The 20500-nt window shown below is 52.4% G+C and carries 21 protein-coding genes and 1 pseudogene; 12 read left to right on the top strand and 10 right to left on the bottom strand.

Features of this window, described 5'->3' with window-relative positions; translation table 11 throughout:
• The first annotated feature begins 119 nt into the window (after positions 1–119).
• Complete coding sequence (galU, locus tag AAHB66_RS13225; RefSeq protein ID WP_347113242.1) at positions 120–1028, top strand: UTP--glucose-1-phosphate uridylyltransferase GalU; 909 nt, start codon at positions 120–122, stop codon at positions 1026–1028.
• 207 nt (positions 1029–1235) lie between these two features.
• On the opposite strand, the gene hns is transcribed toward galU, so the two are convergent.
• Complete coding sequence (gene hns, locus AAHB66_RS13220; protein ID WP_347113241.1) at positions 1236–1649, bottom strand: histone-like nucleoid-structuring protein H-NS; 414 nt, start codon at positions 1647–1649, stop codon at positions 1236–1238.
• Positions 1650–2198: 549 nt separating this feature from the next.
• On the opposite strand from hns, the gene tdk reads away from it, so the two are divergent.
• On the top strand, positions 2199–2813 hold the full coding sequence (gene tdk / locus AAHB66_RS13215) for a thymidine kinase (protein ID WP_285111319.1): 615 nt from the start codon (positions 2199–2201) through the stop codon (positions 2811–2813).
• Positions 2814–2898: 85 nt separating this feature from the next.
• On the opposite strand, the gene adhE is transcribed toward tdk, so the two are convergent.
• Positions 2899–5583 carry a bifunctional acetaldehyde-CoA/alcohol dehydrogenase gene (adhE, locus tag AAHB66_RS13210; protein ID WP_347113240.1) on the bottom strand — a complete coding sequence of 895 codons (2685 nt, stop codon included), beginning with the start codon at positions 5581–5583 and terminating at the stop codon, positions 2899–2901.
• 477 nt (positions 5584–6060) lie between these two features.
• Between adhE and AAHB66_RS13205 the strand changes: the two genes are divergently transcribed.
• The 6 genes from AAHB66_RS13205 to oppF all read left to right on the top strand — a co-directional run bounded on the left by AAHB66_RS13205 (position 6061) and on the right by oppF (position 13067).
• Positions 6061–6708 carry a YchE family NAAT transporter gene (locus tag AAHB66_RS13205; protein WP_333849287.1) on the top strand — a complete coding sequence of 216 codons (648 nt, stop codon included), beginning with the start codon at positions 6061–6063 and terminating at the stop codon, positions 6706–6708.
• 772 nt (positions 6709–7480) lie between these two features.
• Positions 7481–9112 carry an oligopeptide ABC transporter substrate-binding protein OppA gene (gene oppA / locus AAHB66_RS13200; protein WP_347113239.1) on the top strand — a complete coding sequence of 544 codons (1632 nt, stop codon included), beginning with the start codon at positions 7481–7483 and terminating at the stop codon, positions 9110–9112.
• An 85-nt stretch (positions 9113–9197) separates the two neighbouring features.
• The gene (gene oppB / locus AAHB66_RS13195) at positions 9198–10118 is read left to right on the top strand and encodes an oligopeptide ABC transporter permease OppB (RefSeq protein ID WP_106993181.1); all 921 of its coding nucleotides are present in this window, start codon (positions 9198–9200) and stop codon (positions 10116–10118) included.
• 14 nt (positions 10119–10132) lie between these two features.
• Positions 10133–11041 (top strand): oligopeptide ABC transporter permease OppC, encoded by a 909-nt coding sequence (gene oppC, locus AAHB66_RS13190; protein ID WP_347113238.1) that lies wholly within the window; start codon positions 10133–10135, stop codon positions 11039–11041.
• A gap of 11 nt (positions 11042–11052) precedes the next feature.
• Complete coding sequence (locus tag AAHB66_RS13185) at positions 11053–12066, top strand: ABC transporter ATP-binding protein (RefSeq protein WP_347113237.1); 1014 nt, start codon at positions 11053–11055, stop codon at positions 12064–12066.
• On the top strand, positions 12063–13067 hold the full coding sequence (gene oppF / locus AAHB66_RS13180; RefSeq protein WP_106993178.1) for a murein tripeptide/oligopeptide ABC transporter ATP-binding protein OppF: 1005 nt from the start codon (positions 12063–12065) through the stop codon (positions 13065–13067). Before AAHB66_RS13185 ends, oppF begins: the two co-directional genes overlap by 4 nt.
• 46 nt (positions 13068–13113) lie before the next feature.
• On the opposite strand, the gene AAHB66_RS13175 is transcribed toward oppF, so the two are convergent.
• Positions 13114–13443, bottom strand: a complete 330-nt coding sequence (locus AAHB66_RS13175) for an HI1450 family dsDNA-mimic protein (RefSeq protein WP_347113236.1) — start codon at positions 13441–13443, stop codon at positions 13114–13116.
• 37 nt (positions 13444–13480) lie between these two features.
• The gene (cls, locus tag AAHB66_RS13170) at positions 13481–14941 is read right to left on the bottom strand and encodes a cardiolipin synthase (protein WP_032611248.1); all 1461 of its coding nucleotides are present in this window, start codon (positions 14939–14941) and stop codon (positions 13481–13483) included.
• A 142-nt stretch (positions 14942–15083) separates the two neighbouring features.
• Here cls and AAHB66_RS13165 point away from each other — a divergent pair, with 142 nt between their 5' ends.
• Both AAHB66_RS13165 and leuE read left to right on the top strand, forming a co-directional pair.
• Positions 15084–15257, top strand: coding sequence for a YciY family protein (locus AAHB66_RS13165; RefSeq protein WP_098946243.1), 174 nt, complete (start codon positions 15084–15086; stop codon positions 15255–15257).
• Positions 15258–15327: 70 nt separating this feature from the next.
• Positions 15328–15963: a leucine efflux protein LeuE gene (gene leuE, locus AAHB66_RS13160; protein WP_337014744.1), complete on the top strand. Its 636-nt coding sequence runs from the start codon at positions 15328–15330 to the stop codon at positions 15961–15963.
• Between the two features lie 36 nt (positions 15964–15999).
• Here leuE and AAHB66_RS13155 read toward each other — a convergent pair whose 3' ends face one another.
• Entirely contained in the window at positions 16000–16296 is a 297-nt protein-coding gene (locus tag AAHB66_RS13155; protein ID WP_032611245.1) for a YciI family protein, read from the bottom strand.
• A 221-nt stretch (positions 16297–16517) separates the two neighbouring features.
• Between AAHB66_RS13155 and tonB the strand changes: the two genes are divergently transcribed.
• Entirely contained in the window at positions 16518–17249 is a 732-nt protein-coding gene (tonB, locus tag AAHB66_RS13150) for a TonB system transport protein TonB (protein ID WP_347116484.1), read from the top strand.
• A gap of 41 nt (positions 17250–17290) precedes the next feature.
• Here the strand turns inward: tonB and yciA are convergent, their stop codons facing one another.
• The 4 genes and pseudogenes from yciA to AAHB66_RS13130 all read right to left on the bottom strand — a co-directional run.
• The gene (gene yciA, locus AAHB66_RS13145; RefSeq protein WP_106993174.1) at positions 17291–17686 is read right to left on the bottom strand and encodes an acyl-CoA thioester hydrolase YciA; all 396 of its coding nucleotides are present in this window, start codon (positions 17684–17686) and stop codon (positions 17291–17293) included.
• Positions 17687–17791: 105 nt separating this feature from the next.
• Complete coding sequence (locus AAHB66_RS13140; protein WP_333849295.1) at positions 17792–18331, bottom strand: septation protein A; 540 nt, start codon at positions 18329–18331, stop codon at positions 17792–17794.
• A gap of 56 nt (positions 18332–18387) precedes the next feature.
• Positions 18388–19131 (bottom strand): YciC family protein, encoded by a 744-nt coding sequence (locus tag AAHB66_RS13135; protein WP_347113235.1) that lies wholly within the window; start codon positions 19129–19131, stop codon positions 18388–18390.
• A gap of 25 nt (positions 19132–19156) precedes the next feature.
• Positions 19157–19237: pseudogene (locus AAHB66_RS13130) on the bottom strand (YkgJ family cysteine cluster protein); the annotation flags it as partial.
• A 234-nt stretch (positions 19238–19471) separates the two neighbouring features.
• Between AAHB66_RS13130 and ompW the strand changes: the two are divergent.
• Positions 19472–20104 carry an outer membrane protein OmpW gene (gene ompW / locus AAHB66_RS13125; RefSeq protein WP_347113234.1) on the top strand — a complete coding sequence of 211 codons (633 nt, stop codon included), beginning with the start codon at positions 19472–19474 and terminating at the stop codon, positions 20102–20104.
• A 31-nt stretch (positions 20105–20135) separates the two neighbouring features.
• Here the strand turns inward: ompW and AAHB66_RS13120 are convergent, their stop codons facing one another.
• Positions 20136–20408, bottom strand: a complete 273-nt coding sequence (locus AAHB66_RS13120) for a CsbD family protein (protein WP_347113233.1) — start codon at positions 20406–20408, stop codon at positions 20136–20138.
• Between the last annotated feature and the right edge of the window lie 92 nt (positions 20409–20500).

Raw genomic sequence — 20500 nt, 5'->3', positions numbered from 1 at the left:
ATCCTAATTAAGCGGTAGCGCGTCCTTTTCAGACCCGGACTTCATCCTCCGACTGATATACTAAACGCGTTATTAATGCAGACTAAAGTTCAAAACATGAACAGTTCAGGAGAGTTTCAATGGCTGCCGTAAATTCGAAAGTGACAAAGGCCGTTATCCCGGTTGCCGGGTTGGGAACCAGGATGCTGCCCGCAACGAAGGCAATTCCAAAAGAGATGCTGCCACTCGTTGATAAGCCATTAATCCAGTATGTGGTCAACGAATGTATTGCCGCCGGCATTACTGAAATTGTGCTGGTAACGCATTCATCCAAAAACTCTATCGAAAACCATTTCGATACCAGTTTTGAACTCGAAGCCATGCTGGAAAAACGTGTTAAGCGTCAACTTCTGCAGGAAGTGCAGTCTATTTGCCCGCCACACGTCACTATTATGCAGGTCCGTCAGGGGCTGGCAAAAGGTCTGGGCCACGCAGTGCTGTGTGCCCATCCGGTTGTCGGTAACGAGCCGGTAGCGGTTATTTTACCGGACGTTATTCTCGACGAGTTTGAATCCGATCTGTCCCAGGATAACCTGGCAGAAATGATTAAACGTTTCGATGAAACGGGCAGCAGCCAGATTATGGTTGAACCGGTTGAAGACGTGACCGCATACGGCGTTGTCGACTGCAAAGGCGTGGAGATGAACCCGGGCGACAGCGTGCCTATGGTAGGCGTGGTTGAGAAGCCAAAAGCCGACGTAGCGCCGTCTAATCTGGCTGTAGTAGGGCGTTATGTCCTGAGCGCAGAGATTTGGCCGCTGCTGGCGAAAACGCCTCCAGGCGCCGGTGACGAAATCCAGCTGACCGATGGCATCGATATGCTGATCGAGAAAGAGACCGTTGAAGCCTACCATATGAAAGGTAAGAGCCATGACTGCGGTAATAAACTCGGTTACATGCAGGCCTTTGTTGAATATGGTATTCGCCACCAGTCCCTCGGTGAAGAATTTAAAGGCTGGCTGAAAGAGACGCTGGGCATTAAAAACTAACCAGGCCCTGATGCGCTAAGCAAAAAAACCGGTGATAGCCTGGCTACACCGGTTTTTTTATGTGCTTTTTCAGCGAGGCTACCAGCCGCGGCGGAATAACGGACGCTTAAACGTTATATGACAGCATGTAACTGAATGTCACGCCGTATAAAATACAGGCATAAAAAAATCCCGCATTAAGCGGGATTTTTCGGATGATTCGCTGACTTATTCCTGAATCAGGAAGTCGTCCAGTTGTTTACCTTGCTCTTCCATGGCTTTTTTGATAACAGCTGGAGTACGACCCTGGCCGGTCCAGGTTTTAGATTCGCCGTTCTCATCGATATAGCTATATTTAGCCGGGCGCGCAGCGCGTTTAGCTTTGGTGCCAGTTTTAGCGGCAGCCATGCTGTTCAGCAATTCGTTTGGATCAATACCATCAGCGATCAGCATTTCACGATATTGCTGCAGTTTACGTGTACGTTCTTCGATTTCAGCAGCCGCGGCGTTTTCTTCTTCACGACGCTCGTTAACAACGACTTCTAATTTCTCCAGCATTTCTTCAAGCGTTTCCAGAGTACATTCTCTCGCCTGGGCACGAAGAGTACGGATGTTGTTCAGAATTTTAAGTGCTTCGCTCATTGTAGTAATCTCAAACTTATAATGTGGGGGGGTTTGTTGAAGTAATAATAGAGGCATAAATTGATATATGCAATAGGTCAGAATGTAAGGAATTCAAAAAACGCCTAATATTTGGCACTATTATTATTAACGCTAACTTAAATTCCAGCAGTGAAAAGCGTGCTGCGTTATCGAAAGATGCGCTGTAAACCCGGCGGCGAACTCTTTTTTTATGGGCAATTTTCTTAGAGATTATTGTTACCCCGGATAAATATCAACCTTTCGTATTAGTAATGAAAACACGGTTGCCTGCTGAAACTGTTAATTATTCCTGCTTCATTTCTGACCCTGTTCTGGCAATAAAATAACAGATTTTTCCTGAGGTTACCGTTTTAAAACCCTAATTCATTTCACGTTGTTACCGGCTTTCATCGCCGCCAGGCGTATATCCAGGCAGGGGATAACATGCTCCGGAATGGCCGTAAGGCGCGCTACAGCACGGAAGACCAGACAAAATATGGTACAATCGCGCATCGGTTATAATACACATTGATTAGGGTTTAACGGCCAATGGCACAACTGTATTTCTACTATTCAGCAATGAACGCAGGTAAGTCGACCGCATTACTGCAATCCTCCTACAATTACCAGGAGCGTGGGATGCAGACCCTCGTTTACACCGCCGAGATTGATGACCGTTTTGGTAGCGGAAAGGTTAGCTCGCGAATTGGTCTTTCATCTCCGGCAAAGCTATATAACCCGCAAACCAATCTGCTGGAAGAGATCCGTGCAGAAGTGGCCACTCAGGCTGTGCATTGTGTGCTGGTAGATGAGAGCCAGTTTTTAACGCGTCAGCAGGTGCATGAGTTATCAGAAGTGGTCGACGAGCTGGATATTCCGGTGCTCTGTTATGGCCTGCGTACGGATTTTCGTGGTGAGTTGTTTATTGGTAGCCAGTATTTACTGGCCTGGTCGGATAAACTGGTTGAATTGAAAACCATCTGTTTCTGTGGCCGCAAAGCGAGTATGGTGCTGCGCCTGGATCAGGCAGGCAAACCCTATGCAGAAGGCGAGCAGGTAGTCATTGGCGGTAATGAGCGTTATGTCTCCGTCTGTCGTAAGCATTATAAGGAGGCGCTGGTTGTAGGCTCCCTGACGGCCATTCAGGACGCCTGTCGTCGTTAGAGGCGCTATTTCACTTCTCTTTGTTCGTCCTCTGTTACAGACATAAAAAAACCCGCCGGAGCGGGTTTTTTTATTTAGCGATTAATTAAGCGCTTTTCTTCGCTTTCTTATCCGCTTTGACTGGCACGACTACAGCAGCAGGTGCAGCTGATGCAGGAACGCCTTCAGAATATTCACGGCCGTAGTAGGTATCCAGCAGAATCTGTTTCAGCTCTGCGATCAGTGGGTAGCGCGGGTTCGCACCAGTACACTGGTCATCAAAGGCATCTTCAGACAGCTTGTCTACGTGTGCCAGGAAGTCAGCTTCCTGAACACCGGCTTCGCGGATAGACTTCGGAATACCCAGTTCAGCTTTAATGCTGTCCAGCCATCCCAGCAGCTTCTCGATCTTCGCAGCAGTGCGGTCACCAGGTGCGCTCAGGCCCAGGTGGTCAGCAATTTCTGCGTAGCGACGGCGAGCCTGTGGACGGTCATACTGGCTGAATGCAGTCTGCTTGGTCGGGTTGTCGTTAGCGTTGTAACGGATAACGTTAGAAATCAGCAGGGCGTTCGCCAGACCGTGAGGAATGTGGAACTGTGAACCCAGCTTGTGCGCCATGGAGTGACACACACCCAGGAAGGCGTTCGCAAACGCGATACCGGCGATGGTGGCAGCACTGTGCACACGCTCACGGGCAACCGGGTTTTTAGAGCCTTCGTTATAAGACGCTGGCAGGTTCTCTTTCAGGAGCTTAAGCGCCTGCAGAGCCTGACCGTCAGAGAACTCAGACGCCAGCACAGAAACGTAAGCTTCCAGGGCGTGAGTCACTGCATCCAGACCACCGAACGCACAGAGTGATTTCGGCATATCCATTACCAGGTTGGCGTCAACAATCGCCATATCCGGGGTCAGCGCGTAGTCTGCCAGTGGGTATTTCTGACCAGTTGCATCGTCGGTTACAACGGCAAACGGTGTCACTTCAGAACCGGTACCGGAAGTGGTGGTGACGGCGATCATTTTCGCTTTCACGCCCATTTTCGGGAACTTGTAGATACGTTTACGGATATCCATAAAGCGCAGCGCCAGCTCTTCGAAGTGGGTTTCCGGGTGCTCGTACATAACCCACATGATTTTGGCTGCATCCATTGGGGAGCCGCCGCCCAGCGCGATAATCACGTCTGGTTTGAAGGAGTTGGCCAGCTCTGCACCTTTGCGAACAACGGACAGGGTTGGGTCAGCTTCAACTTCGAAGAATACTTCAGTTTCCACACCAGCAGCTTTCAGCACAGAGGTGATCTGGTCTGCGTAGCCGTTGTTGAAGAGGAAACGGTCGGTCACGATGAGCGCACGTTTGTGGCCATCAGTAATCACTTCATCCAGCGCGATTGGCAGAGAGCCACGGCGGAAGTAGATAGATTTCGGAAGTTTATGCCACAACATGTTTTCAGCTCGCTTAGCAACGGTTTTCTTGTTGATCAGGTGCTTAGGACCAACGTTCTCAGAGATGGAGTTACCACCCCATGAACCACAACCCAGAGTCAGGGAAGGCGCGAGTTTAAAGTTATACAGGTCACCGATACCACCCTGAGAAGCAGGGGTGTTGATCAGGATACGTGCGGTTTTCATCATCTGGCCGAAGTGCGCGACACGTTCAGGCTGGTTATCCTGGTCGGTGTACAGGCAGGAGGTATGACCGATACCGCCCATGGCGACCAGTTTCTCCGCTTTAACGACCGCGTCTTCGAAATCTTTGGCGCGGTACATTGCCAGCGTTGGAGACAGTTTTTCGTGAGCGAACGGCTCGCTCTCGTCAACGACACTCACTTCACCAATCAGGATCTTAGTGGAGGCCGGAACGGTGAAGCCTGCCAGTTCAGCAATTTTGTACGCTGGCTGACCTACGATGGCGGCGTTCAGCGCGCCATTTTTCAGGATGATGTCCTGAACGGCTTTCAGCTCCTGGCCCTGCAGCATGTAGCCGCCGTGGCTGGCGAAACGTTCGCGGACGGCATCATATACGGAGTCAACAACCACAACGGACTGCTCGGAAGCACAGATAACGCCGTTGTCGAAGGTTTTAGACATCAGAACGGATGCAACAGCACGTTTGATATCGGCAGTTTCGTCGATAACAACCGGCGTGTTACCTGCACCTACGCCGATAGCCGGTTTACCGGAGCTATATGCGGCTTTAACCATGCCAGGTCCACCGGTCGCAAGGATCAGGTTGATGTCAGGGTGGTGCATCAGTGCGTTAGACAGCTCCACAGAAGGCTGATCGATCCAGCCGATCAGATCTTTCGGTGCACCTGCAGCGATTGCCGCTTGCAGAACGATATCGGCCGCTTTGTTGGTCGCATCTTTAGCACGTGGGTGTGGAGAGAAAATGATTGCGTTGCGCGTCTTCAGGCTGATGAGCGATTTGAAGATAGCAGTAGAAGTTGGGTTGGTTGTCGGAACGATACCGCAGATGATGCCGATTGGCTCTGCAATGGTGATGGTACCGAAAGTGTCATCTTCAGACAGGACGCCACAAGTCTTCTCATCTTTATAGGCGTTGTAGATATACTCAGAAGCAAAGTGGTTTTTAATCACTTTATCTTCAACGATACCCATACCGGATTCGGCAACGGCCATTTTAGCGAGAGGGATTCGAGCATCTGCAGCAGCCAGAGCGGCGGCGCGGAAGATTTTATCAACCTGTTCTTGGGTGAAATTGGCATATTCACGCTGGGCTTTTTTTACGCGCTCTACAAGTGCGTTAAGCTCTGCGACATTAGTAACAGCCATAATGCTCTCCTGATAATGTTAAACTCTTTTAGTAAATCAGCTGCCCGACACGAAAACAGTATAGTCAGCGCCATTGCCACTTGCTTAACTTACATAAAAACAAGGTGTTAACGTTTTTATCGTTCCCCTGATTTACTAAAAGAGCCTCCCATCAGTAGCCTACGTTCAGATACTGAATCTCCGTGGTGGCGTAATCAAGATTACTCACTTCTGAGTACGGAAAACATGATCTGTATCAATTTATCCATAAGCTGATACCTTTCAGCAGGGGTATTTTGGGGCGTTGCATCAGATGTTAAATAATTGCAAAAGCAATTGAACCACAGGAATGCATTTAGTACACAAATATTTTACAGCGTCAAACCACTATAATTCGCAATATTGTGATGAAGTGCATGCGTAAAAAGCGTATCTTCTGCGCGGTTATTGCGATTGCCATACCTTTATCTTGAGTCTTGCTTATCAGCGGAGCTAACTGTGAGCCTATCGCTCTTTGATTTTCCAACCTATTTTAAGTTTTTTATCGGTCTGTTCGCGCTGGTCAACCCGGTGGGCATTATCCCTGTCTTTATCAGCATGACCAGCTATCAGACCGCGCTGGCCAGGAATAAAACCAACCTGACCGCAAACCTGTCGGTCGCCATCATCCTGCTAACCTCTCTCTATCTTGGCGACTCTATATTGCAGATTTTTGGCATCTCTATTGATTCGTTCCGTATTGCCGGCGGGATCCTGGTGGTGACCATCGCGATGTCGATGATCAGCGGTAAGCTGGGTGAGGACAAACAAAACAAGCAGGAAAAATCAGAGACCGCCATCCGTGAAAGCATTGGCGTGGTACCCCTGGCGTTGCCTTTAATGGCCGGACCGGGTGCCATCAGTTCCACCATCGTCTGGGGAACACGCTACCACAACCTGATGCACCTGATTGGATTCTCGATCGCCATCGCGCTGTTTGCGTTTTGCTGTTGGGGCGTATTCCGACTTGCCCCCTGGCTGGTGCGACTGCTTGGCCAGACCGGTATCAACGTTATCACCCGTATTATGGGTTTGCTGCTGATGGCGCTGGGGATTGAATTTATTGTTACCGGACTGAAATCCATTTTCCCGGGTTTATTAGGTTAACCATTTCAGATGAAAGCGCGGCGCTGATGGCGCCGTTTTTTTTGTCATTATCAGCAAATCATATAATGAAAGTTGAAAATCGCTTTAACTATAATAAATTTTACTAATAATTTTGTTTTATTAACTATCAACGACTTGTCATTCATCCCCGCATCGCATTGGTCACATTCCGCGCAACAAGACTGTTATTTTACTCACACCATACTCTGGGGCTTGCTGCGGGATAACTGAGATGATATTAGTAATTTGGTGAATGATTTAGATGAATGTGCTAAATAATAGACAGTTGTTAATTTTTTGTACAAACAACCCGTCGTCTCCAGCACAGCGACGCCATCGTCGAGAATACTTTCTATATCCTATTGAATAGCGGAAATATTTCCCGCTTTTGATGCGCGGCAGGGTAGCCCACAGCGTTACGGTAACTTCCGTAAAAGAGAATTGGTTAACAAATTTGCAAAATGTATTGGCACCCGAGAAAGCCATTTGGTACTTTCCGGCCTTATATTTTCCGCAGAAATTTTTTAGATGAGAATCTTTTTCATTAACGGTTCTGACCTAAAAGAATTAAGACAGGCCTCGACAGGGGAGGCCTGTAAAGAATCGACGCAAGGCGGCCAGACGAGCCGTTAGTAATAGTAAAGTCGGTGATAGCGAGAAGTAAAAACGCCTGACAGCAGCATAAACTCCTACGTTGTCAGGGAACCCCAAAAAGGGGAATTAAACAGGCTGGTAAAAAACCAGTAATTATAAAGAGTGGAGTATCAACACAATGTCCATCATCACAAAAAAAAGTCTGGTCGCGGCGGGGATCTTAACTGCGCTAATCGCGGGCAACGTTGCAATGGCTGCTGACGTACCTGCTGGGGTCCAACTGGCGGAGAAGCAAACGCTGGTGCGTAACAACGGTGCTGAGGTTCAGTCTCTGGATCCGCACAAAATTGAAGGTGTACCGGAGTCTAACGTTAACCGCGACCTGTTCGAAGGCCTGCTGGTCACTGACGTAGACGGCCACCCGGTTGCCGGGGTTGCTGAAAAATGGGAAAACAAAGACTTTAAAGTCTGGACCTTCCACCTGCGCAAAGACGCAAAATGGTCTGACGGTTCCCCGGTTACCGCACAAGATTTCGTTTATAGCTGGCAGCGTCTGGCGGATCCAAACACCGCTTCTCCGTATGCGAGCTATCTGCAGTATGGCCATATCGCCAATATCGATGACATCATCACCGGCAAAAAACCGATTACTGACCTCGGCGTCAAAGCGATTGATGATAATACCTTCGAAGTGACCCTGAGCGAGCCAGTACCGTATTTCTACAAACTGCTGGTGCACCCGTCCGTTTCCCCTGTTCCAAAAGCAGCGGTTGAAAAATTCGGCGAGAAGTGGACTCAGCCTGCCAATATCGTCACCAACGGCGCCTATAAGCTGAAAGCCTGGGTTGTTAACGAACGTATCGACCTGGAGCGTAATACCAATTACTGGGATAACGCCAAAACCGTTATCAATCAGGTCACCTACCTGCCAATCTCTTCTGAAGTGACCGACGTTAACCGCTACCGCAGCGGCGAAATCGACATGACCTATAACAACATGCCGATCGAACTGTTCCAGAAGCTGAAAAAAGAGATCCCGACTGAAGTCCACGTTGACCCGTATCTGTGTACTTATTACTACGAGATCAACAACCAGAAAGCGCCATTCACTGACGTTCGTGTCCGTACCGCGCTGAAGCTGGCACTGGATCGCGATATCATCGTCAATAAAGTGAAAAACCAGGGCGACCTGCCGGCCTACAGCTACACCCCACCGTATACCGATGGCGCGAAGCTGACCGAGCCAGAATGGTTCAAAATGACCCAGGAACAGCGTAATGCTGAAGCGAAGAAACTGCTGGCCGAAGCCGGTTACACCGCTGACAAGCCGTTGACCTTTAGCCTGCTGTACAACACCTCCGATCTGCATAAAAAACTGGCTATCGCCGTCTCCTCCATCTGGAAGAAAAACCTGGGTGCGAACGTGAAGCTGGAGAACCAGGAGTGGAAAACCTTCCTGGACAGCCGTCATCAGGGCACCTTTGATGTGGCGCGTGCAGGCTGGTGTGCGGACTACAACGAACCGACTTCCTTCCTGAACACCATGCTGAGCGACAGCTCGAACAACACCGCGCACTATAAGAGCGCAGAGTTCGATAAGCTGATCGGCGATACCCTGAAAGTCACTGACGAAGCGCAGCGCGCTGAGCTGTATTCGAAAGCAGAACAGCAGCTCGATAAAGACTCTGCGATCGTGCCGGTTTACTACTACGTGAACGCCCGTCTGGTGAAACCGTGGGTAGGTGGTTATACCGGTAAAGACCCGATGGATAATATCTACGTTAAAAACTTGTATATCATCAAGCATTAATGGCAATGAGTGGGGCGGGCAGTGCTCGCCCCACGGTGTCTACTCATCGTAATATTATATAGGCACACGCCAGAAGGTACGGGCAATGTTGAAATTTATCCTACGTCGCTGTCTTGAAGCGATTCCAACGCTATTTATTCTCATAACGATCTCCTTCTTTATGATGCGTCTCGCACCGGGTAGTCCATTTACCGGTGAACGTACGCTGCCGCCAGAAGTGATGGCGAATATCGAAGCGAAATACCATTTAAACGATCCGATCTCCACCCAGTATTTCAATTATCTGAAGCAGCTGGCGCACGGCGATTTTGGGCCGTCATTCAAATATAAAGACTATTCCGTAAACGATCTGGTGGCGTCCAGCTTCCCCGTTTCGGCTAAATTAGGTGCCGCGGCATTTTTACTGGCCGTTATTCTTGGCGTCACGGCGGGTGTAATAGCCGCGCTGAATCAAAATACCAAATGGGATTACGCCGTTATGGGGGTGGCAATGACCGGGGTCGTCATACCGAGTTTTGTCGTCGCGCCCTTACTGGTCATGATATTTGCTATTACCCTGAAGTGGTTGCCCGGCGGCGGCTGGAATGGCGGGGCGCTGCAGTACATGATCCTGCCGATGGTGGCGCTGTCACTGGCCTATATTGCCAGCATTGCGCGTATCACCCGTGGTTCGATGATTGAAATTTTGCACTCAAACTTCATTCGTACCGCGCGCGCCAAAGGGCTGCCGATGCGTCGGATTATTTTCCGTCACGCATTAAAACCTGCGTTATTGCCGGTTCTCTCTTATTTAGGCCCGGCGTTCGTCGGTATCATTACCGGTTCAATGGTTATCGAAACCATTTATGGTCTGCCGGGTATCGGCCAGCTGTTTGTTAACGGCGCCCTGAACCGCGACTACTCCCTGGTATTGAGTCTGACCATCCTCGTCGGTGCGCTGACCATTTTCTTTAACGCGATTGTTGATGTGCTGTATGCCGTCATCGATCCGAAAATCCGCTACTGAGACTGGAGCTCGCCATGATGTTAAGTAAGAAAAATAGCGAGGCGCTGGAAAACTTCAGTGAAAAACTGGAAGTCGAAGGACGCAGTCTCTGGCAGGATGCCCGCCGTCGCTTTATGCACAACCGCGCGGCGGTTGCCAGCCTGATTGTGCTGGTGATTATCGCCCTGTTTGTGACCTTAGCGCCGATGCTGTCGCAGTTCAGCTACTTCGACACCGACTGGGGCATGATGTCCAGCGCGCCGGATACCGAATCGGGCCACTACTTTGGCACCGACTCCTCCGGGCGTGACCTGCTGGTCCGCGTGGCCATCGGCGGACGTATTTCGCTGATGGTGGGGATCGCCGCGGCCTTCGTGGCGGTGATTCTGGGTACCCTGTACGGATCGCTGTCCGGCTATCTCGGCGGCAAAGTGGATTCGGTGATGATGCGTATCCTTGAGATCCTCAACTCATTCCCGTTCATGTTCTTCGTGATCCTGCTGGTGACCTTCTTCGGTCAGAACATCCTGCTGATCTTCGTTGCCATCGGCATGGTCTCCTGGCTGGATATGGCGCGTATCGTGCGCGGCCAGACCCTGAGCCTGAAGCGCAAAGAGTTTATCGAAGCGGCGCAGGTCGGCGGGGTCTCTACCGGCAGCATTGTGGTGCGTCATATCGTGCCGAACGTGCTGGGTGTGGTGGTGGTGTATGCCTCCCTGCTGGTGCCGAGCATGATCCTGTTTGAATCCTTCCTCAGCTTCCTTGGTCTCGGAACCCAGGAGCCGCTGAGTAGCTGGGGTGCGCTGCTGAGCGATGGCGCGAACTCCATGGAAGTATCACCGTGGCTGCTGCTGTTCCCGGCAGGTTTCCTGGTCGTGACACTGTTTTGTTTCAACTTTATCGGCGATGGCCTGCGTGATGCCCTCGATCCGAAAGACCGTTAAGGAGCGCCGCCATGACCATTATTGAAACGGCATCTGCGCCACAAACCCATCAGCAGGGCAACGCTCTGCTGGATGTGAAAGATCTGCGGGTCACCTTTAAAACGCCGGATGGCGATGTAACCGCGGTAAACGATCTCAACTTTAGCCTGCGGGCGGGGGAGACGCTGGGGATCGTGGGTGAATCCGGTTCCGGTAAATCCCAGACCGCCTTTGCGCTGATGGGCCTGCTGGCGCAAAACGGCGTCATCGGGGGTTCCGCCACCTTTAACGGCAGACAGATCCTCAACCTGCCGGAGAGCGAGCTGAACAAGCTGCGTGCCGAGCAGATCTCAATGATTTTCCAGGATCCAATGACCTCCCTGAACCCCTACATGCGTGTGGGCGAGCAGCTGATGGAAGTGCTGATGCTGCATAAAGGACTGGGCAAAGCTGCTGCTTTTGAAGAGTCAGTTAAGATGCTGGATGCGGTGAAAATGCCGGAAGCGCGTAAGCGTATGCGCATGTTCCCACACGAATTTTCCGGCGGGATGCGCCAGCGTGTGATGATCGCCATGGCATTGCTGTGCCGGCCAAAACTGCTGATTGCCGATGAACCGACCACCGCGCTGGACGTAACCGTTCAGGCGCAGATCATGACCCTGCTGAACGAGCTGAAGCGCGAGTTCAACACGGCGATCATCATGATTACCCACGATCTGGGCGTGGTCGCCGGGATCTGCGACAAAGTGCTGGTGATGTATGCCGGTCGTACCATGGAGTACGGTAAAGCGCGCGATGTGTTCTACAACCCGGCGCACCCGTACTCTATCGGCCTGCTGAACGCCGTTCCGCGTCTCGATGCGGAAGGGGAGTCGCTGCTGACGATTCCGGGCAACCCGCCAAACCTGCTGCGTCTGCCAAAAGGCTGTCCGTTCCAGCCTCGTTGTCCGCATGCGATGGAGATCTGCAACAGCGCGCCACCGCTGGAAGAGTTTGCCCCAGGCCGTCTGCGTGCCTGCTTTAAGCCGTACGAGGAGCTGGTATGACTGTCATTGACGAAAAACGTAATGTCCTGCTCGAAATCGCGGATCTGAAAGTCCACTTTGACATTAAAGACGGCAAGCAGTGGTTCTGGCAGCCGGCAAAAACCCTGAAGGCCGTGGATGGCGTGACCCTGCGTCTGTATGAAGGGGAGACCCTGGGCGTGGTGGGTGAGTCCGGCTGCGGCAAATCCACCTTTGCCCGCGCGATTATTGGCCTCGTAAAAGCCACCGACGGTAAAGTGGCCTGGCTCGGTAAAGATCTGCTGGGAATGAAGCCTGACGAGTGGCGCGCCGTGCGTAGCGACATTCAGATGATTTTCCAGGATCCGCTGGCCTCCCTGAACCCGCGTATGACCATCGGCGAGATCATCGCCGAACCGCTGCGCACCTACCATCCGAAGATGCCGCGTACGGAAGTGCGCGATCGCGTCAAAGCGATGATGATGAAAGTGGGCCTGCTGCCAAACCTGATTAACCGCTATCCGCACGAGTTCTCAGGCGGCCAGTGTCAGCGTATCGGGATTGCCCGCGCGCTGATCCTCGAGCCGAAACTGATTATCTGTGACGAACCGGTCTCGGCGCTGGACGTATCCATCCAGGCGCAGGTGGTTAACCTGTTGCAAAAACTGCAGCGTGAGATGGGGCTGTCGCTGATCTTTATCGCCCACGACCTGGCGGTAGTGAAGCACATCTCCGATCGCGTGCTGGTGATGTATCTTGGTCATGCGGTAGAGCTGGGCACCTATGATGAGGTGTACCACAACCCGCTGCACCCCTACACTAAAGCCCTGATGTCTGCGGTGCCGGTGCCGGATCCGGATCTGGAGAAGAATAAACAGATCCAGCTGCTGGAAGGGGAACTGCCGTCGCCGATCAATCCGCCATCCGGCTGTGTGTTCCGTACCCGCTGCCCGATTGCCGGGCCGGAGTGCGCGAAGACGCGTCCGGTGCTGGAAGGCAGCTTCCGCCATGCGGTCTCCTGCCTGAAGGTCGATCCGCTCTGAGTGGATTACAGGTAATAAAAAAAGGCTGCATTCGCAGCCTTTTTTTTTATTCACGCCAAAGTATGTGGCACAGCTTATGGTCTTTCTCGCGACACAGCAGGACGCGGGCAAAGATGTCGTTAATCTCACCGCCGTCGGTATCCGCCAGACCAATAACGACCTCAGCGAAGAAGTCCGGGTTCAGGTCATAATCGACGTGCTCTTCCCAGTCTTCAGAGGGGTCGAACAGCTCGGCGCCGCCGCGCTCTTCAAACTGCAGATTGAAGAGGATCACATCTGCCGGGTCGAGATTATCGACGGCCAGCTCAAGAAAGATATCGTAGGCCTGCTCGAGCGTTTCGTCTTCGGTCAGGCGATTGTTCAGATCCATTTCCATGATGACTACCTGTTTAACATCGTTGGTTGGGCACGTTTTACAGCAACGGACTAAAGAAGTAAAACAGTCGTTCGGTAATTCGCTGCCACAGCGGTCTTTTCACCCACAGCCGCGCGTCCAGCAAGCGTGAGCGGGAGATATAGTCGTCCTGGACGGCGGCTAAATCGCCACCAAAACCCGCATCATCGATCACCAGGGTAATCTCAAAATTGAGCCACAGGCTGCGCATGTCCAGGTTAACCGTCCCCACCAGGCTGAGCTCGCCATCCACCAGCACGCTTTTGGTATGCAGCAGGCCACCCTCGAACTGGTAAATCTTCACCCCGGCGGCCAGCAGTTCGCTAAAGAAGGCCCGGCTGGCCCAGCCCACCAGCACCGAATCGTTCTTGCGAGGCAGGATGATGCTGACGTCCACCCCGCGCTGGGCGGCAGTACAGATGGCGTGCAGCAGATCGTCGCTCGGCACAAAGTAGGGAGTCGTCATGATCAGGTATTCGCGGGCGGAATAGGCTGCGGTGAGCAGCGCCTGATGAATGAGATCTTCCGGGAAACCGGGACCGGAGGCAATGGTGTGGATGGTATGCCCGCTGGCCTGCTCAAACGGCATGATGTTGGCATCAGGAGGCGGGGGCAGAATGCGCTTGCCGGTTTCGATCTCCCAGTCGCAGGAGTAGACCACGCCCATCGCGGTGGCGACCGGGCCCTCCATACGCGCCATCAGGTCGACCCACTGGCCCACGCCGGCGTCCTGTTTAAAGAAGCGCGGGTCGACCATGTTCATACTGCCGGTATAGGCGATGTAGTTGTCGATCAGCACCATTTTGCGGTGCTGGCGCAGGTCCATCCTGCGCAGGAACACACGCAGCAGATTGACCTTTAACGCCTCGACCACTTCCACCCCGGCATTGCGCATCATCGACGCCCAGTTGCTGCGGAAAAAGGTCACGCTGCCGGCGGAGTCGAGCATCAGACGGCAGTGAATGCCCCGGCGCGCGGCAGCCATCAGGGACTCTGCAACCTGATCGGCCATCCCACCCGGTTGCCAGATGTAGAACACCATCTCAATGTTATGCCGTGCCAGCTGAATATCGCGAATCAGCGCATTCATCACGTCGTCGGAGGTGGTCATCAACTGCAGCTGGTTGCCTTTGACCCCGGCAATGCCCTGACGGCGTTCGCAGAGCTGGAACAGGGAGGCGGCGACGTCGCTATTCTCTTCGGCAAAGATATGCTTGCAGGATTTCAGATCGTTGAGCCATTTGGCCGTCGAGGGCCACATGGCGCGGGCGCGTTCCGCCCGGCGTTTACCGAGGTGCAGCTCGCCAAAGGATAAATACGCAATAATGCCAACCAGCGGCAGGATAAAAATAATCAACAGCCATGCCATGGCGGAGGGAACCGCTCTGCGCTTCATCAGGATGCGTAATGTTACACCTGCGATGAGCAGCCAGTATCCCAGAATGAGCAGCCAACTCACCACGGTGTAGAAGGTTGTCATAATAAAAAATCCTTTTGAAAGCGTATTGTTAAGAGTTTACGCGTCAGGATTTTTCTGGCAAATAAAAACGCCAGATAAAAGCGCTGGTTTGCCGCAGGCAAGGGTCTATAATGAGCGCTCTGTTTTGGGAAGAGTTGTTAACATGAAGCGCAGTAGAACAGAAGTAGGGCGCTGGCGCATGTTGCGACAGACAGGTCGTCGCAAAGCGCGTTGGCTGGAAGCACAATCCCGCCGTAATATGCGTATCCACGCCATCAGAAAATGCAGTATGAACCGTCATCGCAATGCGTTACTGTTCGCCGTTCAGGATTACTGAATGACACAAGGGCACCCTCTGAGGTGCCCGATGTTTTTTAAAGATTCGCGATTTCGAAAAGGAGGATGAAGTGTTTGCGGATTTTGGTGTACTTAATTTCTGGACCTATGTTGTGGGAGCCATTTTCATTGTTCTGGTTCCGGGTCCCAATACCCTGTTCGTCTTAAAAACCGGTATAGGTCACGGCGTGAAGAAAGGCTATCTGGCCGCCAGCGGCGTGTTTATCGGCGATGCGGTGCTGATGTTTCTCGCCTGGGCTGGCGTCGCGGCGCTGATCCAGACCACCCCGGTGCTGTTCAATATCGTTCGCTATCTCGGGGCATTCTATCTGTTATGGCTGGGCGGCAAGATGCTCTGGTCGGTGATTCGGCATAAGCAGCAGGGCGAAGCGGGCGGTATCGAACCAGCAAAAACCATCATGAAACGCTCGCTGGTGCTGAGTATGACCAACCCGAAAGCGATTCTGTTCTATGTCTCTTTCTTTGTGCAGTTTATTGACGTTCAGGCTAACAACACCGGCGTGGCGTTTATGATCCTCGCGATCACGCTGGAGATCATCAGCTTTATCTACATGAGCTTCCTGATTTTCTCCGGGGCATTCGTCACGCGCTATCTGAAGACCAAAAAGAAACTGGCGAAGCTGGGGAACGGGTTGATAGGTTTGTTGTTTGTCGGGTTTGCGGCGCGACTCGCATCCCTGCACTGACGAGAAAAGGCTCCTGATAAGGAGCCTTTTTTTATTCTAGAAAACTTTTTTAAACGGCTTCACCACGACGTTATCATATACGCCAGCTGCCACGTACGGGTCGTCCTGCGCCCAGGCCTGTGCCGCTTCGAGCGATTCAAACTCGGCAATGACCGTCGAGCCGGTAAAGCCGGCCGCACCCGGATCGTTGCTGTCGACGGCAGGCATAGGCCCTGCGGTCAGTAATCTGCCTTCATCATGCAGCAGTTGTAAGCGCGCCAGATGGGCAGGGCGTACGGAAAGGCGTTTTTCCAGAGAATCAGCAACATCTGCAGCGAAAATCACATAAAGCACAGCGGAGCTCCTTAACCGACAAAAGTGTGAATTACGTTATGTGAAAGTGCAGGGGACTGCAATGCAAAGATGGCAACATTGTTAAAACCCTGCTCACTGCGTGCCTTTTTTCGCCTGATGAACGGTTAATTCGGGTGAAGTTTAACTGGCTTATTGAATATGATTGCTATTTGCATTTAAAATCAGGGCCTGGCTTTTTAACTGAAACGATTATGACTTCAATGACCCTTGAACACCCTCGCCGCTTTCCCTGGCCGACGCTGTTGTCCGTCGGAATTCATGGAGCCGTCGTGGCGGGTCTGCTTTACACATCGGTACATCAGGTTATTGAAATGCCAGCGCCCGCGCAGCCGATTTCTGTGACCATGGTAACACCTGCGGAGCTGGAGCCCGTGCAGGTCGCACCACCACCGGAACCTGTTGCAGAACCCGAGCCGGAACCAGAACCAGAAATCGTTCCTGAACCGCCTAAAGAAGCGCCTGTGGTGATCCCGAAACCGGAGCCCAAGCCAAAACCGAAGCCGAAACCGAAACCAAAGCCGGTGAAAAAGGTGGAAGAGCGTCCGAAGCGTGAAGAGCGCCCGGTTGAGCCTCGCCCTACCCAGTCGGTTGAGAGAGCGGCCCCGGCTCGCCCGGTAATGAACTCTTCCCCGACCACCGCTAAGCCGGTCGCTGCGGCCCCTTCAGGCCCACGTGCGCTGAGCCGCAACCAGCCGGTATACCCGGCGCGTGCGCAGGCATTACGTATCGAAGGGCGTGTCCGTGTGAAGTTTGACGTGACCGCAGACGGGCGGGTGGATAATGTCGAGATTCTTTCCGCGCAGCCATCAAATATGTTTGAGCGGGACGTGAAGACCGCGATGCGTAAATGGCGTTACGAAGCCGGTAAGCCAGGCAGCGGGCTGATCGTGAATATTGTTTTCCGCCTCAACGGCGGGGCACAGATGGAATAAATAAAAAAAGCCTCCTGACGGAGGCTTTTTTTGGCCTGAACTCAGACCTGAGGCAGTGGACGCGGTTTCCCGTCGTTGTCGACGGCGACATAGATAAACAGCGCTTCGGTCGCTTTGTAACGCTGGCCAATAGGCTCAGAAGAGACCTTTTTCACCCACACCTCAATATTGATCGACACTGAGGTATTCCCGCGCTTCACGCAGCGCGCGTAACAGCAGACGACATCCCCGACTGCGACCGGGCGCAGAAAGGTCATACCATCGACCCGGACCGTCACCACACGGCCCTGAGCAATCTCTTTGGCGAGGATCGCCCCACCCATATCCATCTGCGACATCAGCCAGCCGCCAAAAATATCGCCGTTCGCATTGGTGTCGGCGGGCATTGCAAGTGTGCGTAATACCAGTTCGCCCTGTGGGGCGTTTGTTGTTGTCATTATGGACTCTACTCATTACGGAGGACTTCAGGCGGAATGCTACTATGATTTACAGCCAGAGAGAACAGAAGAAAACGCCAGGCTGATTAAGCCTGGCGGGGGGGATTACTGCTTGTCGTCCTGCGGCATATGACGGTAGATATAGATACCGCTCAGCAGGGTGAAAATCAGCGTTAAGGCAGTCAGGCCAAAGACCTTGAAGTTGACCCAGATATTCTGCGGCAGCCAGAAGGCAATATAGATATTCGCCAGACCGCAGAGAATAAAGAACACCGCCCAGGCGATATTCAGGCGCGACCAGACGCTCTGCGGCAGGGCCAGCTCTTTACCCAGCATGCGCTGAATAAGCGGCTTTTTCATGACCCACTGGCTGAACAGCAGGGCACCGGCAAACAGCACGTAGATGACGGTCACTTTCCATTTGATGAACTCATCGTTGTGGAAAAAGATGGTCAATCCGCCGAAAAAGGCCACCAGCACAAAGGTGATCAGGGCCATCTTTTCGACCTTGCGGTAGCGCACCCAGCTGTAGATCAGCACTATCGCGGTGGCGACGATCAGGGCGGTGGTTGCCGCATAGATGTCATACAGCTTGTAGAAGGCAAAAAAGACAACCAGGGGTAAAAAATCAAGAAACTGCTTCATTCTTCGATTCCATCATCTGCGACGGCCTGCGCAGACTGCCCAGGCCATCAGAAAAATTACTGACGAATTAACGTATACAGGCGGAACAAGTAGACGAGCAATACCGCTGAGATCAGGTTGCTCACCGTATTTGCCACCACAGCACCGACGTTCGGGGTCAATACGGCCAGGTTTGGGGCAAACAGCAGCAGCAAGGTTTTCGCCAGCAGCCAGCTCATCACCGCCGGAGCAACCAGACGCATATTAGACCATGCCAGCCGAATGCTGCTACGCATGGCGACAAAAATGCCCATTCGGTCCTGCACTACCATAATCGGCGCGAAGGCGAGCACGATTGCCAGGAGCACGCCTGGCACCACGACCAGCATAATCCCTAACTGCACCAGCATGGTGGTTAAAAAGATCAGAATAAACAGCTTCGGCAGCAGCGGCGCGCTGGCACCAATCGCACGCAGGGCGCTGACGCGATGCCCGGCCGAGACCAGCTGGATCATTAACAGCACGCCACCGGCCAGAATGGCATTGCCAATCAAACCGGAAAAGGTGGTCGCGGCAGAAGCGCGCAACAGGATCTGCTGCTGCTCTGGCGTCATATTTTGCACCATCTCAAACAGGCCGACGCTGCTGGCGATCCGATCGCCCTGGCTCAGGCTGGCAATCTGCTCCTCACTCGGCGAAAAGGCATGACCAAGTACCACCGTGATTAATGCGCATAACAAGGCGATCAGTAAAAAGGTAATGAACTGATTGCGGAAGAAATTCCCCGTGTCACGGTAGACAGACTTCGCCGTGATAGACATGCACTCTCCTTGAGTATTGCAGGTATTAATTAGCGGGCAATTGTACCCTGGATAACTGCCCGGTGGCAGTATCAAGGCTTGTATGGAAAAGCATATCTTTGTAAAGCGCCCGTAATGCGTCGCTGTAAATTTGCGCGGTTGTTATCACGCTGCGCTTTGTTTGGCTTAAACGGCAAAATTGATCCAGCTCCTGACCACCAATTTTTGCCGGTTGTTGAAAAAATTAATTTAGATCAATGAATGTTAAATTGCTGAATCTAATGTGATCCGGACGAGATCACTTAGTAATCATTTGTAGGTATATTCCGTTCCTCAATAAAATCATAACGAGGGAATGGATATGAAAAAAGCAGCGATGGCAGCACTGATTCTGAGCACGCTTTCCGGCGGCGCAATGGCCCACGAAGCAGGCGAGTTCTTTTTCCGCCTGGGAACCGCCACGGTACGCCCCACCGAAGGTTCGGACAACGTTCTGGGTCTGGGCGGCTTTAACGTCAGTAACAATACTCAGGCCGGGATGACCTTTACCTGGATGGCCACCGATAACGTCGGCGTTGAACTACTGGCGGCCACGCCGTTTCGTCACAAGGTCGGTACGGGCCCAACCGGGGATATCGCCACCGTTCACCATCTGCCGCCCACTCTGATGGCCCAGTGGTATTTCGGCGATGCGGGCAGTAAGGTTCGTCCCTATGTTGGTGCCGGGGTCAACTACACCACCTTCTTTGATGAGAAGTTTAACGACACCGGTAAAGCGGCGGGCCTTTCTGACCTGAGCCTAAAAGATTCCTGGGGCGCGGCAGGACAGGTGGGGCTGGATTACCTTATCAATCGCGACTGGCTGATTAACATGTCGGTCTGGTATATGGATATCGACACCGAGGTACGCTTTAAGGCGGGGGATCAGCAGCAAAATATCAGCACTCGCCTGGATCCGTGGGTGTTTATGTTCTCGGCGGGATATCGCTTCTGAGGAGAAGAAGGCCCCGAAGGGCCTTCTTTACTTATTTACGACCCAGTAACAGGCCAAGGACAATACCAACCGCGCCTGCGGCAATGAGGCCGGTAAGAGGATTATTTTTTACCGCGTCAGTAACATCAGTTACAACGTCACTGGCCTGCGCGGCATATTTGCGCCCGGCACCTTTTAACTGATGTTTTGGCGAGTCAACAAACTCACCAAACTGCTGCTGCGCAGCACCAGCCGCCTCATTCAATGTGTTCTTCGCTTTTTCACCAGCATACTGTGCATCATTATCAAGAATTTGGTCTGACATAACGTTCTCCTTTTGTAGTCAATGTAAAGCATAGACTCCACGGAGATATCCTGAAGAAAATGGGATTAATACGTAAAAGGGGGGGCCTGTCG

It is taken from the genome of Leclercia sp. S52 (assembly GCF_039727615.1).
In the GTDB taxonomy this organism is placed as follows: domain Bacteria; phylum Pseudomonadota; class Gammaproteobacteria; order Enterobacterales; family Enterobacteriaceae; genus Enterobacter; species Enterobacter adecarboxylatus_B.
Note: the sequence above shows the minus strand (reverse complement) of the source record. Positions and strands in the feature narration are given on the sequence as shown.

Bases quoted from the DNA above. Each gene is read 5' to 3' on its own strand.
- cls (WP_032611248.1), bottom strand. From the start codon at position 14,941: ATGACAACCTTCTACACCGTGGTGAGTTGGCTGCTCATTCTGGGATAC.
- AAHB66_RS13185 (WP_347113237.1), top strand. From the start codon at position 11,053: ATGACCATTATTGAAACGGCATCTGCGCCACAAACCCATCAGCAGGGC.
- oppC (WP_347113238.1), top strand. From the start codon at position 10,133: ATGATGTTAAGTAAGAAAAATAGCGAGGCGCTGGAAAACTTCAGTGAA.
- AAHB66_RS13165 (WP_098946243.1), top strand. From the start codon at position 15,084: ATGAAGCGCAGTAGAACAGAAGTAGGGCGCTGGCGCATGTTGCGACAG.
- yciA (WP_106993174.1), bottom strand. From the start codon at position 17,686: ATGACAACAACAAACGCCCCACAGGGCGAACTGGTATTACGCACACTT.
- galU (WP_347113242.1), top strand. From the start codon at position 120: ATGGCTGCCGTAAATTCGAAAGTGACAAAGGCCGTTATCCCGGTTGCC.
- AAHB66_RS13140 (WP_333849295.1), bottom strand. From the start codon at position 18,331: ATGAAGCAGTTTCTTGATTTTTTACCCCTGGTTGTCTTTTTTGCCTTC.
- oppB (WP_106993181.1), top strand. From the start codon at position 9,198: ATGTTGAAATTTATCCTACGTCGCTGTCTTGAAGCGATTCCAACGCTA.
- ompW (WP_347113234.1), top strand. From the start codon at position 19,472: ATGAAAAAAGCAGCGATGGCAGCACTGATTCTGAGCACGCTTTCCGGC.
- AAHB66_RS13120 (WP_347113233.1), bottom strand. From the start codon at position 20,408: ATGTCAGACCAAATTCTTGATAATGATGCACAGTATGCTGGTGAAAAA.
- AAHB66_RS13175 (WP_347113236.1), bottom strand. From the start codon at position 13,443: ATGGAAATGGATCTGAACAATCGCCTGACCGAAGACGAAACGCTCGAG.
- AAHB66_RS13135 (WP_347113235.1), bottom strand. From the start codon at position 19,131: ATGTCTATCACGGCGAAGTCTGTCTACCGTGACACGGGGAATTTCTTC.
- tonB (WP_347116484.1), top strand. From the start codon at position 16,518: ATGACCCTTGAACACCCTCGCCGCTTTCCCTGGCCGACGCTGTTGTCC.
- oppA (WP_347113239.1), top strand. From the start codon at position 7,481: ATGTCCATCATCACAAAAAAAAGTCTGGTCGCGGCGGGGATCTTAACT.
- tdk (WP_285111319.1), top strand. From the start codon at position 2,199: ATGGCACAACTGTATTTCTACTATTCAGCAATGAACGCAGGTAAGTCG.
- oppF (WP_106993178.1), top strand. From the start codon at position 12,063: ATGACTGTCATTGACGAAAAACGTAATGTCCTGCTCGAAATCGCGGAT.
- adhE (WP_347113240.1), bottom strand. From the start codon at position 5,583: ATGGCTGTTACTAATGTCGCAGAGCTTAACGCACTTGTAGAGCGCGTA.
- hns (WP_347113241.1), bottom strand. From the start codon at position 1,649: ATGAGCGAAGCACTTAAAATTCTGAACAACATCCGTACTCTTCGTGCC.